13 protein-coding genes and 1 tRNA gene are annotated in these 15,504 nt (G+C 67.2%); 10 read left to right on the forward strand and 4 right to left on the reverse strand.

The genetic code is table 11. The annotated features are described in order from the left end of the window. The first annotated feature begins 3 nt into the window (after nucleotides 1–3). The 4 genes from HWW87_RS05160 to HWW87_RS05175 all read left to right on the forward strand — a co-directional run bounded on the left by HWW87_RS05160 (nucleotide 4) and on the right by HWW87_RS05175 (nucleotide 3,757). Nucleotides 4–993: a beta-propeller fold lactonase family protein gene (locus HWW87_RS05160; protein WP_174391075.1), complete on the forward strand. Its 990-nt coding sequence runs from the start codon at nucleotides 4–6 to the stop codon at nucleotides 991–993. Nucleotides 994–1,009: 16 nt separating this feature from the next. Beyond that, the gene (locus HWW87_RS05165) at nucleotides 1,010–1,984 is read left to right on the forward strand and encodes a sterol desaturase family protein (RefSeq protein WP_175819507.1); all 975 of its coding nucleotides are present in this window, start codon (nucleotides 1,010–1,012) and stop codon (nucleotides 1,982–1,984) included. A 133-nt stretch (nucleotides 1,985–2,117) separates the two neighbouring features. Further along, a complete protein-coding gene (locus tag HWW87_RS05170) occupies nucleotides 2,118–2,945 on the forward strand; it encodes an EI24 domain-containing protein (RefSeq protein WP_175819508.1) in 828 nt (275 codons plus the stop codon). Next, a complete protein-coding gene (locus HWW87_RS05175) occupies nucleotides 2,942–3,757 on the forward strand; it encodes a molybdopterin-binding protein (protein ID WP_175819509.1) in 816 nt (271 codons plus the stop codon). The genes HWW87_RS05170 and HWW87_RS05175 overlap by 4 nt, the downstream gene beginning before the upstream one ends. A gap of 116 nt (nucleotides 3,758–3,873) precedes the next feature. Here the strand turns inward: HWW87_RS05175 and HWW87_RS05180 are convergent, their stop codons facing one another. Continuing rightward, a complete protein-coding gene (locus tag HWW87_RS05180; RefSeq protein ID WP_027784887.1) occupies nucleotides 3,874–4,338 on the reverse strand; it encodes a rhodanese-like domain-containing protein in 465 nt (154 codons plus the stop codon). A 406-nt stretch (nucleotides 4,339–4,744) separates the two neighbouring features. Between HWW87_RS05180 and glnA the strand changes: the two genes are divergently transcribed. From glnA to HWW87_RS05200, 4 genes are all read left to right on the forward strand, one after another. After that, nucleotides 4,745–6,160: a type I glutamate--ammonia ligase gene (glnA, locus tag HWW87_RS05185; protein ID WP_174432999.1), complete on the forward strand. Its 1,416-nt coding sequence runs from the start codon at nucleotides 4,745–4,747 to the stop codon at nucleotides 6,158–6,160. A gap of 161 nt (nucleotides 6,161–6,321) precedes the next feature. Next, nucleotides 6,322–7,464, forward strand: coding sequence for a nitrogen regulation protein NR(II) (glnL, locus tag HWW87_RS05190; protein WP_174391238.1), 1,143 nt, complete (start codon nucleotides 6,322–6,324; stop codon nucleotides 7,462–7,464). 37 nt (nucleotides 7,465–7,501) lie between these two features. Continuing rightward, the gene (ntrC, locus tag HWW87_RS05195; RefSeq protein WP_175819510.1) at nucleotides 7,502–9,016 is read left to right on the forward strand and encodes a nitrogen regulation protein NR(I); all 1,515 of its coding nucleotides are present in this window, start codon (nucleotides 7,502–7,504) and stop codon (nucleotides 9,014–9,016) included. Nucleotides 9,017–9,108: 92 nt separating this feature from the next. Then, the gene (locus HWW87_RS05200) at nucleotides 9,109–11,217 is read left to right on the forward strand and encodes a prolyl oligopeptidase family serine peptidase (RefSeq protein WP_175819511.1); all 2,109 of its coding nucleotides are present in this window, start codon (nucleotides 9,109–9,111) and stop codon (nucleotides 11,215–11,217) included. A 15-nt stretch (nucleotides 11,218–11,232) separates the two neighbouring features. Here the strand turns inward: HWW87_RS05200 and xth are convergent, their stop codons facing one another. Continuing rightward, on the reverse strand, nucleotides 11,233–12,009 hold the full coding sequence (gene xth, locus HWW87_RS05205) for an exodeoxyribonuclease III (RefSeq protein WP_175819512.1): 777 nt from the start codon (nucleotides 12,007–12,009) through the stop codon (nucleotides 11,233–11,235). Nucleotides 12,010–12,192: 183 nt separating this feature from the next. Between xth and HWW87_RS05210 the strand changes: the two genes are divergently transcribed. After that, nucleotides 12,193–12,269 (forward strand) — tRNA-Met (locus tag HWW87_RS05210). Nucleotides 12,270–12,367: 98 nt separating this feature from the next. Here HWW87_RS05210 and HWW87_RS05215 read toward each other — a convergent pair. Together HWW87_RS05215 and HWW87_RS05220 are read right to left on the reverse strand one after the other, a co-directional pair. Further along, on the reverse strand, nucleotides 12,368–13,162 hold the full coding sequence (locus HWW87_RS05215) for a DUF3472 domain-containing protein (RefSeq protein ID WP_175819513.1): 795 nt from the start codon (nucleotides 13,160–13,162) through the stop codon (nucleotides 12,368–12,370). A 295-nt stretch (nucleotides 13,163–13,457) separates the two neighbouring features. After that, nucleotides 13,458–14,150, reverse strand: a complete 693-nt coding sequence (locus HWW87_RS05220) for an aspartate/glutamate racemase family protein (protein WP_175819514.1) — start codon at nucleotides 14,148–14,150, stop codon at nucleotides 13,458–13,460. Nucleotides 14,151–14,301: 151 nt separating this feature from the next. Between HWW87_RS05220 and dinB the strand changes: the two genes are divergently transcribed. Further along, on the forward strand, nucleotides 14,302–15,465 hold the full coding sequence (gene dinB / locus HWW87_RS05225) for a DNA polymerase IV (RefSeq protein ID WP_175819515.1): 1,164 nt from the start codon (nucleotides 14,302–14,304) through the stop codon (nucleotides 15,463–15,465). The last annotated feature ends 39 nt before the right edge of the window (nucleotides 15,466–15,504 follow it).

The raw sequence follows: 15,504 nt of genomic DNA on the forward strand, positions 1-15,504 counted from the left end.
TTCATGCGCACTTTCCTTTCCTTCGGCCGCACGCTTGCGCTGGCCGCCGCCGTGCTGGCGCCCGCCGCACACGCGAATAACGTGATCGTCCTCAATTCGGCCGAAGCGACGCTTTCCCTGATCGACCAGCAGACCCGCGAAGTCGTTTCCACGATGCCGACCGGCAAGGAACCGCACCATTTGATGGCGACGCCCGACAATGCGTCGCTGATCGTCGCGAATTCGGTCTCGAACAGCCTGATGTTCCTCGATCCGAAGACGGGCAAGCTGCAGCGCACCGTCGAAGGGATCGACGATCCTTACCAGCTCGGCTTCTCGCCCGACCGCAAGTGGTTCGCGGCGGCCGGCCTGCGGCTCGACCGCGTCGACATCTACGGCTACGACGGCCGCGACCTGCGCCTCGTGAAGCGCGTGCCGCTCGCGGTGATGCCGAGCCACCTCGCGTTCACGAAGGACAGCAAGACGCTGCTCGTGTCGCTGCAGGTGTCCGGCGAGATCGCGGCGATCGACCTGCCGACGCAGACGGTCAAGTGGAAGATGAAGGTCGGCAAGGTGCCGGCCGGCCTGTGGCTCACGCCGGACGACAAATTCGTGCTGGTCGGGATGACCGGCGCGGATTACGTCGCGGTCGTCGACTGGCGCAACCAGAAGGTCGTCAAGCAGATCTACACGGGCAAGGGCGCGCACAACTTCCGCTCGCTCGCCGACGGCACGCACGTCGCGGTCACCAACCGCGTCGCGAACACGATCAGCATCATCGACGAGAACACGCTCACCAACGTCGGCGACATCACCGGCCTGCTGCCGGGCCCCGACGACATGGAGCTGTCCGCCGACAAGAAGACGCTGTGGGTGACGTTCCGCTTCGCGAAGAAGGTCGGGATCATCGATCTGGCCTCGCGCAAGCTGGTGCAGACCATCGCCGTCGGCCGCTCGCCGCACGGCATCTACTTCTACGACCGCGCGCCGTGGAAGGCGGCGAACGGCGCGTGACGGGCGGAGGCGAACGATGCTGCACCTGATCGATGCGTTCGTGTCGGACATCCAGACCTGGCTGTACGTCGACGTCGTGCAGCCGCTCCTCTTCAAGTTCAACCTGATGGACTATGACGAGGACACCTACGACGCGCTGTACTGGGTGATCATCGGCGCGCTGCAGATGGTGCTGATGTTCGCGCTGCTGCGTCCGCTCGAGGCGCTGCTGCCGGTTGAGCGCTGGAAGAACCGCCGCGCGGTGCGGGTCGACGTGATCTACACGGCGATCTCGAAGCTCGGCATCTACGCGCTGTTCTTCTTCTTCGCGCTGCAGCCGGTGTTCGACAACTTCCAGGCGTGGCTGCGCCTGCATGGCGTCGCGAACGTCAACCTCGACTATCTGTGGCCGGGCGTGACCTCGCAGCCGATCGTCGCGTTCGCGATCTACCTCGTCGTGCTCGACTTCGCCGGCTACTGGTATCACCGCTGGCAGCACAAGTTCGGCATCTGGTGGGAGCTGCACGCCGTGCATCACAGCCAGCGGCAGATGTCGCTGTGGTGCGACGACCGCAACCACCTGCTCGACGACGTGCTCCAGTCGTGCTTCTTCGCGGCGATCGCGCTCGTGATCGGCGTGACGCCGTCGCAGTTCGTCGTGCTGACCGCGGTCACGAACTTCATGCAGAGCATCCAGCATACGAATGCGCGGCTGCCGTTCGGCCGCATCGGCGAGCGCCTGCTCGTCAGCCCGATCTTCCACCGCCGGCACCATGCGGTCGGCTACGGCCACGAAGGCACCAAGTACGGCTGCAACTTCGGCGTGCTGTTCCCGTGGTGGGACATGATGTTCGGCACCGCGTCGTGGAACCGCACGGTCGAGCCGACCGGCATCCGCGAGCAGGTCGAGGGCGTGTCCTATGGCGACGGCTTCTGGTCGCAGCACGGCCTGGCGTTCGTGCGGATCTTCCGGCGCCTGTTCCCCGCGAAGCGCGGCGCGGCGTCGGCCTGATCCCCATCCCCGATCGGGCCTTTCTCCCGTTGAACGGCTTTCCCACACGGCCCGCATGCGCTTTGGCGCATGCGGGCCGTGTGGTTTATCCTTTCCCCGTTTTTCTCCGTCAATCCAGACTCCATAGGCTCGCATGAACGACTTGCTGCGCTCCTTCGTCCGGGCGCTCGCCAGCGCGCTGCACCCGCGCATGCTGTGGCTCACCCTGATGCCGTTCGTCGTGTCGACGCTGCTGTGGGGCGTCGTGCTGTGGTTCTCGTGGCAGACGCTGCTGGATCTCGCGCGCGGCGCGCTCGACGGCTTCGTGCTGACGGCCGCGCTGTATCGCGCGTTCGATGCGATCGGCATGTCGCAGCTGCATGCGGTCGTCGCGCCGTTCGTGGTCGTGTCGCTCGCCATTCCGCTGATCGTGCTGACCGTGCTGCTGCTGATCGCGACGATCTCGATGCCGGTCGTGATCAAGCACCTGTCGAACCGGCAGTTCGCGGCGCTCGAGTCGAAGCGGGGCGGCACCTTCTTCGGCAGCGTGTTCAATTCGCTCGGCGCGGCGCTCGTCGGCGTCGTGCTGCTCGTCGTCACGATCCCGCTGTGGCTGATTCCGCCGTTCTTCGCGCTGCTGCCGCCGGTGATCTGGGGCTGGCTTACATATCGCGTGATGACCTACGACGCGCTCGCGCAGCACGCGAGCCGCGACGAGCGCCGCGCGCTCGTGCGGCAGCACCGCTGGCCGCTGATCGGCATCGGCGTCGCGACCGGGCTGCTCGGCACCGTGCCGACCTTCGTGTGGGTGTCGTCGGTCTGGATGATGGTGCTGTTCCCGTTCGTCGCGGCCGCCATGATCTGGGTTTACGCTTTCATCCTCGTCTTCTCGGCGCTGTGGTTCGGGCACTACTGCCTGCGCGCGCTGGAAGACCTGCGCGCCAGTGCGCGCGCCACCGCAATCGACATGGGGCAGGCATGAGCATCGGCATCATCATCATCGGCGACGAAATCCTTTCGGGCCGCCGGCAGGACAAGCATCTGGCGAAGGTCATCGAGCTGCTCGGCGCGCGCGGCCTCGCGCTCGACTGGGCCGAATACGTCGGCGACGATCCGGCGCGCATTACCGCGACGCTCGCGCGCGCGATCGCGTCGGGCGATGTCGTGTTCTCGACGGGCGGGATCGGCGCGACGCCGGACGACCATACGCGCCAGTGCGCGGCCGCCGCGCTCGGCGTGCCGCTCGAGCTGCATCCGGAGGCGAAGGCGCTGATTGCGGAGCGGATCCGCGAAACGCACACCGATCCGGCCACGCCGGTCGACTTCGAATCGCCGGAAAACCAGCACCGCTTCAACATGGGCGTGTTCCCGGCCGGCGCGACGATCATCCCGAACGGCTATAACCGGATTCCCGGCTTCTCGGTCGGCCATCTGCACTTCGTGCCGGGCTTCCCGGTGATGGCGTGGCCGATGATCGAATGGGTGCTCGATACGCAGTACGCGCATCTGCATCACGCGACGCCGCATGCCGAGCGTTCGCTGTACGTGTTCGAGCTGCCGGAATCGACGCTCACGCCGCTGATGGAGAAGATCGAGCGCGATTTCCCCGGCGTGCGCGTGTTCAGCCTGCCGAGCGTCGGCGACGCGGAGCGCGGCGGCATCTACGCGCGCCGTCATATCGATCTCGGCGTGAAGGGCGAGCCGGAGGCGGTCGCGGCCGCGTTCGTGAAGCTGCGCGAAGGCGTGCACCTGCTCGGCGGCGACGTCGTCGAGCCCGATACGCCGCGCGCCTGAGCGGCCTGCCACGCGGCCGTACCAAAAGCAACGGGCCGCGCAATGCGGCCCGTCATCGGCATGTCATCGCCCGGCTCGACGATGAGGTTGTCGCAGCCGGCGCGCGCGGCGCGCCGTCAGGCGCCGATCCACGGCAGTTTGCGGAAGCACCACCCGTCGACCGTCTTGCGGTGGCCTTCGGCGTCCTTCGCGCCCTCGAAGCCTTCGAGCAGGTCGAACGCCTTCGTGTAGCCGGCCTGCGCGGACGCGACCGCGGCGAGCTTCGAGCGCGCGGCGCTGCGGCACAGGAACAGGATCGGCGTATCGGCCGGGAGAGCGGCCTTCAGTTCGTTGACGAATTCGGCGTTCGGCACGCCGCCCGGGTAGCGCGTCCATTCGAGGTGCAGATACTGGCCGTCGCCGACGAGCGGGCGGCCGATCCAGTCGAGCTCGGCGCGCGTGCGCACGTCGACGAGGCGCGCGGACGGGTCGAGCTGCAGCAGTTCGAATGCCTCGACCGGCAGCAGCGCGCCGGCGTAGTTGAGCGCGCCTTGTGCGCGGCGTTCGTCGGCCTTCGCGTAAAGCTGGTCGAGCGTACTCATGGCAGGGGGTCTCCGTATCGGTCAAACGATCATTCTAGCGCGGCGTCGTGGCACGGATGTCCGCCTGCGGCACGGTGCGCGGGCCGTACACGCGCTCACCAAAAGAGTGCAGAATGGCGCGCATGCACCAAAATGAATCGATGGGCGCGGCGGGTTGCGGGGATTGCACCACATCGGTGCTTTTGATGCGAGGCCGATGGCGCGTGAAGCCCCGGAATCGCGCAGCGCAGCCCTGACGTGGCGAGCCCCCGCGCGATTCGCGCCGCGCTTGCGTAAAGGTGGCACGGAAGCTGCTATATAGAATTCGGTCGAATCGGGGCGCGCTGCGCCAAAGCAAGACCCCGGTCAGCTCGATAAACGAGGCGGTTCCCAGTCCGCCGGAATTGTTCAATCAGGAGAAGAGGTTATGAGTAAAACCGTCGCCGACGTCATGCAGCTCGTGAAGGACGAGGACGTCAAGTTCGTCGATTTCCGCTTCACGGATACGCGCGGCAAGGAACAGCACGTGTCGGTGCCGGTTTCGGCGTTTGACGAAGACAAGTTCGAGAGCGGTCATGCATTCGACGGTTCGTCGATCGCGGGCTGGAAGGGCATCGAGGCGTCGGACATGCTGCTCATGCCGGACCCGACCGCTGCCTTCGTCGACCCGTTCTATGAAGAGTCGACCCTGGTGCTGACCTGCGACGTGGTCGAGCCGGCGGACGGCAAGGGCTACGAGCGCGATCCGCGTTCGCTCGCGAAGCGCGGCGAAGCGTACCTGAAGAGCACGGGCATCGGCGACACGGCGTACTTCGGTCCGGAACCGGAATTCTTCATTTTCGACTCGGTCCAGTGGAACACGGACATGTCGGGCTGCTTCGTGAAGATCAATTCGGAAGAAGCACCGTGGTCGGCCGGCAAGGAATTCGAAGGCGGCAACACGGGCCACCGTCCGGGCACGAAGGGCGGCTACTTCCCGGTCGCGCCGGTCGACACGTTCCAGGACATCCGTTCGGAAATGTGCCTGCTGCTCGAACAGCTCGGCATCCCGGTCGAAGTGCACCACCACGAAGTGGCGGGCCAGGGCCAGAACGAAATCGGCACGAAGTTCTCGACGCTGGTTCAGCGCGCGGACTGGACGCAATGGTCGAAGTACATCATCCATAACGTCGCGCACTCGTACGGCAAGACGGCGACGTTCATGCCGAAGCCGGTCGTCGGCGACAACGGTTCGGGCATGCACGTTCACCAGTCGATCTGGAAGGACGGCCAGAACCTGTTCGCGGGCAACGGCTACGCCGGCCTGTCGGAACTGGCGCTGTTCTACATCGGCGGCATCATCAAGCACGCCCGTGCACTGAACGCGATCACGAACCCGACGACGAACTCGTACAAGCGTCTGGTCCCGCACTTCGAAGCACCGGTCAAGCTCGCTTACTCGGCGCGCAACCGTTCGGCATCGATCCGGATTCCGCACGTGTCGAGCCCGAAGGGCCGCCGTATCGAAACGCGCTTCCCGGATCCGATGGCGAACCCGTACCTGTGCTTCACGGCGCTGATGATGGCCGGCCTCGACGGGATCCAGAACAAGATCCATCCGGGCGAAGCAGCGGACAAGAACCTGTACGACCTGCCGCCGGAAGAAGATGCGAAGATCCCGACCGTGTGCGCGGGCCTCGACCAGGCACTCGAAGCGCTCGACAAGGATCGCGAGTTCCTGACGCGCGGCGGCGTGTTCACGGACGGCATGATCGACGCGTACCTCGCGCTGAAGGAGCAGGAGCTGGCGAAGTTCCGCATGACGACGCACCCGATCGAGTTCGAGATGTACTACTCGCTCTAATCGGCGATGGCGCTTCGATACAGCGCCGTCATGCCGGTTCGTTCCCGTCGCGCGGCTTGCGGCGGGAACGGCGGAGTCTGAAAGGGGACGGCGTCCGGCCGTCCCTTTTTTGTTCCGACGATTTTCATTTTCTGGCCCGGTGAGGCGCGACAAGCACGCAGATGGTTCTGAAGAATCTGATCAAGGCGAAAACGGGGCAGCCCGAACGACTGACGGACGACGAGCGGCTCTCGCGCTCGGGTCTGCTGGCGGGGCTCGAAGCGCTGCCGACGGTCGTGATCGTGCTCGACCGCAAGACGCTGCGGATCGCGTTCGCGAATCCGTCCGCGGAGGCGATGCTCGACATCTCGCGGCGGCAGCTCGCGCAGCGGCCGTGGGGCGAGATATTCCCGAACGCGAACGAGCTTGCGTCGACGATCACCGCGATCGGCGAGGAACGCTTTCACGCGACGCACCTCGATACCGTGCTCGACCGGCCCGGCCGCGAACCGCTGCATGTGCACGCGATCGTCGGCTTCCTCGAGACCGCGCCCGATTTCGTGCTCGTCGAGCTGTTCGAGAACGAACGGCAGTCGCGCACCGATCGGGAAGAGCGCATCCACGACCTGACCGCGGTCAACAAGCAACTGATCCGCAACCTCGCGCACGAGATCAAGAACCCGCTTGGCGGCATTCGCGGCGCAGCCCAGCTGCTCGAATTCGAACTGGGCGAGCGCGAGCGCGGCGAGTTGCGCGAATACACGCAGGTGATCATCAAGGAGTCCGATCGCCTGCAGACGCTCGTCGACCGGTTGCTGGAGCCGCACCGGCATCCGCACATCGTCGGCGACGTGAACATTCATGAAGTGTGCGAACGCGTGCGCGCGGTGATGCTCGCGGAATTCCCGCGCGGGCTCACGATCGAGCGCGATTACGACGTGAGCGTGCCGGACCTGCGCGGCGACAAGGAGCAGTTGATCCAGGCGCTGCTCAATATCGTGCGCAACGCGGCGCAGGCGCTGCGCGAACGGATCGCGCAGGGCGACGCGAAGATCGAGCTGCGCACGCGCATTGCGCGCAAGGTGACGATCGGCAAGCGCCTGTACCGGCTGGCACTGGACTTGCACGTGATCGACAACGGGCCCGGCATTCCGGAAGAGATCCGCGACCGGATCTTCTACCCGCTCGTGTCCGGGCGCGATGACGGCAGCGGCCTCGGCCTCACGCTCGCGCAGACGTTCGTGCAGCAGCACGACGGGATGATCGAGGTCGAAAGCCGGCCTGGACGTACCGAATTTCAGATCCTGCTGCCGCTCGACCATTGAGCGGCGACATTGCGATTCACCCATACCTGACCGACCTATGAAGCCGATCTGGATAGTAGACGACGACCAATCGATCCGCTGGGTGCTTGAAAAGGCACTCGCCCGGGACAGCTTCGCGACGAAGAGCTTCGCGAACGTGCGCGATGCGCTGGCCGCGCTCGACCACGAGACGCCGCAGGTGCTCGTGTCCGACATCCGGATGCCGGGCGGCTCGGGCCTCGAGTTGCTGCAGGCGATGCACGAGCGGCTGCCGGGCCTGCCCGTCATCATCATGACGGCGTTCTCCGATCTCGACAGCGCCGTCGCGGCGTTCCAGGGCGGCGCGTTCGAATACCTCGCGAAGCCGTTCGACGTCGACAAGGCGGTCGAGCTGATCCGCCGCGCGGTGGAAGAAAGCCTGCGCGGCGGCGCGCCGCTGGACGAGCGCGTGGCCGAGGCGCCCGAGATGCTCGGGCAGGCGCCCGCGATGCAGGACATGTTCCGCGCGATCGGCCGCCTGTCGCATTCGGCCGCGACCGTGCTGATCACCGGCGAGTCGGGCACCGGCAAGGAGCTCGTCGCCCGGGCGCTGCACCGTCACAGCCCGCGCGCGAACGGGCCGTTCATCGCGCTGAACACGGCGGCGATTCCGAAGGATCTGCTCGAATCCGAGCTGTTCGGCCATGAGCGCGGCGCGTTCACCGGCGCGCAGACGACGCGGCAGGGCCGCTTCGAGCAGGCCGAGAACGGCACGCTGTTCCTCGACGAAATCGGCGACATGCCGTTCGACCTGCAGACGCGCCTGTTGCGCGTGCTGTCGGACGGGCAGTTCTATCGGGTCGGCGGGCACAACCCGCTGCGCGCGAACGTGCGCGTGATCGCCGCGACGCACCAGAATCTCGAGTCGCGCGTGCGGCAAGGGCTGTTCCGCGAGGACCTTTACCACCGGCTCAACGTGATCCGGCTGCGCCTGCCGCCGCTGCGCGAACGCAGCGAGGACATCGCGCTGCTCACGCGCCACTTCCTGCAGAAGAGCGCGCGCGATCTCGGCGTCGAGCCGAAGCGCGTGTCCGACGATGCGCTCGCGTATCTGACGTCGCTCGCGTTTCCCGGCAACGTGCGGCAGCTCGAGAACCTCGCGAACTGGCTGACCGTGATGGCGCCCGCGCAGACGGTCGAGATCAAGGACCTGCCGCCCGACCTCGTGCCGGCCGGTGCGCCGGTCGTCGCGACGGGCGACGGCGCGGACGTACACGGCAGCGGCGGCCACGCGGCGGCGGCGCCTGCCGCGATCGGCGCAACGCCGGCGGCCGCGCCCGTCGCGAGCGCGGCGAACGGCAGCGCGCCGGCCGGCTACCCGCTGTGGGAGCACGGGCTGCGCACCGAAGTCGCGCGGCTGTTGCGCGAGAACTCGGCCGACGTGATGGACGAGCTCGCGCGCCGCTTCGAGGCGGCCGTGATCCGCGAGGCGCTCGACTTCACGCGCGGCCGCAAGGTCGAGGCCGCGGAGCGGCTCGGCATCGGCCGCAACACGATCACGCGCAAGATCCAGGAACTCCATCTGGAGCCCTGACCGAGCACGATTCGCGGCATGCGCGGGCCCGCGCATGCCGCGATCGGACATAATCGCGGTTTGCACGCAGCTTGCCATTCCGCCGATCCTCAATGTCCGAATCCTTCCGCTGGCCCGCCGGGGCCGACCCGTTCCGTTTCCTCGAAGCGCTCGACAGCAAGCGCGCCCGCACATGGGTCGACGAGCAGAATGCGCGCACGCGCGCCGCGCTGCGCGACGACGATGCGTATCGCGCGCTGACCGCGCGTCTCGCGAAAGCGTATCTGCCGCGCGAACGCCCGGTGATTCCGACCCGCTGGCGCGACTGGGCGTACGACCTGTGGCAGGACGATCTCCATCCGAAGGGACTGTGGCGCCGTACGCGCTGGGCCGACTGGCGGGCCGGCCAGCCGGCGTGGGAAACGCTGCTCGACGTCGACGCGCTCGGCGCCGAAGAGGGCGAGTCGTGGGTGTTCGAGCAGGAGGCGATCCTGTATCCGGACGGCGATCGCGTGCTGCTGTCGCTGTCGCCGGGCGGTGCCGACGCGGTCGTCGTGCGCGAATTCGACCTCGTCGAGCGCCGTTTCGTCGACGGCGGCTTCACGATCGACGAGCCGGGCCATCACACGGTCGGCTGGATCGATCGCGACACCGTCTACGTGAGCTGGGATCGCGGCGAAGCGCATGCGACCGCGGCCGGTTATCCGTATGAAGCGCGGCGCTGGGTGCGCGGCACGGCGCTCGCCGATGCGCCGGTCGTGTTCAGCGGCGAACCGGACGACATCAGCGCGGGCGCATGGTACGACCCGATCGACCGCCGCCACGTCGCGTGGCGCAGCGTCGATTTCTTCGACGCGCACGCGTACCGGCTGACCGACGCCGGCGAATGGGCGCGCTACGACGTGCCGACGCATGTCGAGGTCGGGTTCTGGGAAGGCTGGCTCGTGCTGGAGCCGCGCCTCGACTGGGATTGCGACGGCGTGCGCCATGCGGGCGGCTCGCTGCTCGCGATTCGCGAGCAGGCGTTCCTCGCCGGCGCGCGCGAATTCACGACGCTGTTCGCGCCGCAGCCGACGACGTCCGCCTGTACGTGGACGCACACGCGCACGACGCTGATCGCGAGCTGGCTCGACGACGCGCACAACCGCACGATGCTGTGGCAGCCGCGGCAGGCCGACGATGGGGCGTGGACGTGGGACGCGCGGCCGTTCGACTGGCCGGGCGACGCTCAGATCGACGTCGAGCCCGTCGAGTCGACGCTGAACGACGAGGTGTACGTCGACGTCGACACCTATCTCGATCCGCCCGAATGCTGGCTGGCCGACCTTGCCGACCGCGCCGACGATGCGCCGTCGCGCCGCGTGCTGCTCGACCGGCCGCCGGTGCAGTTCGACGCGGCCGGCCTCGTCGTACGCCGCGCGAGCGCGCGTTCGCGCGACGGCACGGTGGTGCCGTACACGCTGATCGGGCCGCGCGATGCGCTCGACGCACCGGAAGGCGGGGCGCGCGTCGCGCGGCCGTGCCTGCTGTCCGGTTATGGCGGCTTTGCGATTCCGAACCTGCCGGGCTACAGCGATGCGTTCGGTATCGGCTGGCTCGAACGCGGCGGCGTGATGGCGTTCGCGCACATCCGCGGCGGCGGCGAGTTCGGGCCGCGCTGGCACGTCGACGCGCAGCGCGAATACCGGCAGCGTTCGTTCGACGATTTCATCGCGGTCGCCGAGGATCTGGCCGCGACCGGCGTGACGAGCGCCGCGCAACTCGGGATCGAGGGCGGCAGCAACGGCGGGCTGCTGGTCGCCGCGTGCATGATGCAGCGGCCGGAGCTGTTCGGCGCGGTGCTGTGCCGCGTGCCGCTGCTCGACATGCAGCGCTATCCGAAGCTGCACGCGGGCGCCGCATGGCTCGACGAATACGGCGACCCGAACGATCCGCGCGAAGGCGCGGCGCTGGCCGCGTATTCGCCGTATCACCGCGTGCGCGAAGGCGTCGTGTATCCGCCGTTGCTGCTGACGACGTCGACCCGTGACGACCGCGTGCATCCCGCGCATGCGCGCAAGATGGCCGCGCGCATGCAGGCGCTCGGTCACGAACGGGTGTGGTACTGGGAGAACACCGACGGCGGCCACGGCAGCGCCGACGATCTCGAACGCGCGGAAGCCGACGCAGCCGAATTCGGCTTCCTGTGGGCCCATCTCGGGCCGGCGCCCGCGCGGCGCTGAACAGGCCCTACACGATCAGCCGACGATCGCGACGACGGGCGTGTGGTCGGACGGCTGTTCCCACGTGCGCGGCACGCGATCGACCTCGCACGACGCGCAGGTCGTCGCGAGCGCCGGCGACAGCAGGATGTGGTCGATGCGCAGGCCCGCGTTGCGGCGGAACGCCATCATCCGGTAGTCCCACCACGTGAAGGTTTTCTCGGGCTGTTCGAAGCGGCGGAACGCGTCGACGAAGCCGAGTTCGATCAGCTGCGCGAAGTGCGCGCGCTCCGGCGGCGACACGAGGTTCTGGCCTTCCCATTTCGCGGGATCGTGCACGTCGCGATCTTCCGGCGCGATGTTGTAGTCGCCGAGCAGCGCGAGCTTCGGGTGGCGCTGCAGCTCGGTGCGCAGCCACGCCTGCAGCGCGTCGAGCCACTGCATCTTGTAGACGAACTTGTCGGAGTCGGGCGACTGGCCGTTCGGGAAGTAGGCGGACACGATGCGCACACCGTCGACCGTCGCGGCGATCACGCGCTGCTGCGGATCGTCGAAGCCGGGGATGTTGCGCACGACGTCCGATTCGTCGACGGCGAGCGTGTCGCGCACGAGGATCGCGACGCCGTTGTAGGTCTTCTGGCCCGTGAACCAGCTGCGGTAGCCGATCGCCTCGAGATCGGCGCGCGGGAATTTCTCGTCCGGCAGCTTCAGTTCCTGCAGGCACAGTACGTCGGCTCCGCTTTGCGCGAGCCAGTCGAGTACGTGCTGTTTGCGGACGTTGAGCGAGTTGACGTTCCAGGTGGCGATTTTCATGAACGGGAGGGTGTGTGCGGCGTGAATGCGAAGGCCGTCATCTTACCGCGAGCATGGGGTGCGAACATGGACGTGATGCGGTGGCGCGCAGGTATCACGCATCGTCGCGTGAGGAGCGGAAGCAGAAATTGTGACAAAAGTATTGACGTGAGTACTTCCTCACCCTATAATTTATTTCTCTGACGCGGGGTGGAGCAGTCTGGCAGCTCGTCGGGCTCATAACCCGAAGGTCACAGGTTCAAATCCTGTCCCCGCAACCAAGCACACCAGACGATGTGCAGCGCAATTGACCGATGCGCACTTCGTCGACAAAGAACCCGGCTTCCATGCCGGGTTTTTTGTTTTCCGCGCTCGCCCGTTATTTCGACGCGCCCGGGCTCCCGGGCAGGAAGCCGTTCTCGAGCGTCGTGTTGACCAGCGTGGCCCGCGCGTTCGGCGTGCCCGACAGCACCGCGCACTTGTCCTTGCCCGTATTCAGCCGGATCGACCGCTCGGTCGTCGGGTAGTCGACATCCTTCAGATAGAAATGCGGTAGCGATGTCCTGTAGCGCGCATACGGCACGCATGGCCGCTGCAGCGGGTCCTTCGATGCAGCGTTGAACGGAAAATATTCGTCGAACAGATAAGCCGAGCTCGACAGGCCGCCCCAGTCGGCCGGCACCGCGATGCTGCCGGTCGGCGTCGTGGCGCCGGTGGCGACGTCGGTGATGAAGCCGTCGACGGTCGAGCGTCCGTCGCTGCGATCGGCCTGCGTCACGGTGACCTGCAGCCGATAGGCGTGCCCGGTTTTCCACGGGTAGGCGATCGAGCACGACGTTCCGGAGCCGCCGTCGGCGCCGCCGCGGCAATTCGCCGACAACGGCGCGGTGCCGGTGCCGAACGCGCTGAAGATCACCACGTTGGTGCTGCGGGTGCGCGGCTGGATGCCGGTGTAGATCGCGTGCCCGCCATGTTGCGACGACAACTGGTTGGCCCAGTAGTAACTGGCGTTGACCTGGGTCGGCACGACTTCGGGCGTAAGCTCCCACGTCATGCGATCGAAGCCGTCCCTGGGCGTCGTGGCCGCCGATGCGGTGATGCTGGGGTCCGCGTGCGCGTTGAGCGTGGCCGACACGGCGAGCAGCGCACCGAACGCGGTGCTGAGTCTTTTCATATTCCTGTTTCCGTTGGTGGACAAAGAGACCGCGACGAGCAGCGTCGATTGCGGCGCCGCTGCTCGCGTACCAATTTGCAGTCACTTTATTACCAATGAATAACCAGTCGTGTCGGCGCGCCCGCGTGAACCGAGTCGCGTGATTCGGGGCTGTTCGTGCCGCACCCGTGGGACGGGCGAGAGCAGGGAATCGGTCGGGCGGCGACGCGCACGCCGGGAGAGCGAATCCCGCCGCGCGGCACAATGCGGCAGTGCCATCCGGCGGCGATCGTCGATACGAGACGGCGCGCAGCGTTCAGCGCGCCGCCCACTCGACGGCCGCCTTCGCGTGCAGCGCGGTCGTATCGAATACCGGCAGCGGCGAATCGTCCGCGCCGATCAGCAGCGTGATTTCCGTGCAGCCGAGGATCACGGCCTGCGCGCCGCGCGTGGCCAGTTCGCCGATGATCGACACATACGTCGCGCGCGATTCCGCCGAGACGACGCCGTGGCACAGCTCGTCGTAGATGATCCGATGCACGTCGTCGCGCCCGCGTTCGTCCGGCACCAGCACGTCGAGCCCGAACTTCTCGCGCAGCCGCTCTGCGTAGAACGGCAGTTCCATCGTGTAGCGCGTGCCGAGCAGGGCGACGTGCTCGACGCCCGCGTCGCGCAGCGCGCTGCCGGTCGGATCGGCGATGTGCAGGAACGGCAGCGTCACCGCGGCTTCGATCGCGTCGTGCACGCGATGCATCGTATTGGTCGTCAGGACGACGAGATCGGCGCCGGCCGCTTCGAGCTGCCGCGCGGCGTCGGCCATCCGTTCGCCGAGCGCCGCCCAGTCGTGCGTGCGCTGCAGCGCCTCGATTTCGGCGAAGTCGACCGTGACCAGCACGCTCTTCGCGTTGTGATGCCCGCCGTGCAATGCCTTCGAGTGCCGGTTGATCATCCGGTAGTACTCGGCCGACGATTCCCAGCTCATGCCGCCGATCAGTCCGATCGTCTTCATCTGTCACCTGTGCGTTTCATGTCTTGCGGCAGACGAGTATAGGCGCCGCTGTCCGTGCCCGGCCGGTACGATCCGCACAAACCGGGCCGGTACGGCGCAGCCGGTTGCGGACGGCCGGCCCCGGACGTACGCGGCAGTTGAAACCGGCACTGTGTTTTTGTACAGTATCGGCACCGTGAGCCCGACCACCATCCCGCCTGCCGATCCGCACGCGCCGCCGCCCGGCGACGCGCCGCCGCGCATGCGCAAGATCATTCATTGCGACTGCGACTGCTTCTACGCATCGGTCGAGATGCGCGACGACCCGTCGCTGCGCAACCGGCCGCTCGCGGTCGGCGGCCGGCCCGACCAGCGCGGCGTGATCGCGACCTGCAACTACGAGGCGCGGCGCTACGGCGTGCATTCGGCGATGTCGTCGGCGCTGGCGATGCGCAAGTGTCCGGATCTGCTGATCCTGCCGTCCGCGATGGACAAGTATCGCGCGGCGTCGCGGCAGATCATGGCGATCTATCGCGACTACACGCCGGACGTCGAGCCGCTGTCGCTCGATGAAGCCTACCTCGACGTCAGCGGATCGGAACGTTGCCAGGGCAGCGCGACGCTGATTGCGCGCGAGATTCGCGAGCGCGTGCGCGACACGGTCGGCGTGACCGTGTCGGCGGGCGTCGCGCCCAACAAGTTCATCGCGAAGATCGCGTCCGACTGGAACAAGCCCGACGGTCTGTTCGTCGTGCGGCCGCACGAGATCGACGCGTTCGTCGCGGCGCTGCCGGTACGCAAGCTGCACGGCGTCGGCAAGGTGACGGCCACGCGGCTCGACCGGCTCGGGATCCAGACCTGCGCGCAGTTGCGCGACTGGCCGCTGATCGACCTGCACCGCGAGTTCGGCGCGTTCGGGCGGCGGCTGTACGAACTGTCGCGCGGGATCGACGAGCGGCCCGTGCAGGCCGACCAGGAGCGCAAATCGGTCAGCGTCGAGACGACCTACGTGACCGACCTGACGACGCTCGAGCAATGCGCGGACGAAATCCGCCGCCTCGTCGTGCAGCTCGACGCGCGGATCGATCGCGCGGGCGCCGCGCGGTCGATTCGCAAGCTGTACGTGAAGATCCGCTTCGCCGATTTCCAGCGCACGACGGTCGAGTGCGTGGCCGACGCGACGAATGCCGAGACGGCCGTCACGCTGCTCGCGAAGGGGTTGTTGCGGCGCGCGCAGGCGGTGCGGCTGCTCGGCGTCGGCGTGCGTATCGACGAGGACACGGCCGAGCGCCACGGGCAATTCCTGCTGTTCGACGACGCATCGCCCGAGCAATGAAAAAAAGCACCGCCGAAGCGGTGCCTGTCGATACAGCCG

This window comes from Burkholderia sp. BCC0419 (genome assembly GCF_902830285.1).
Lineage (GTDB): Bacteria > Pseudomonadota > Gammaproteobacteria > Burkholderiales > Burkholderiaceae > Burkholderia.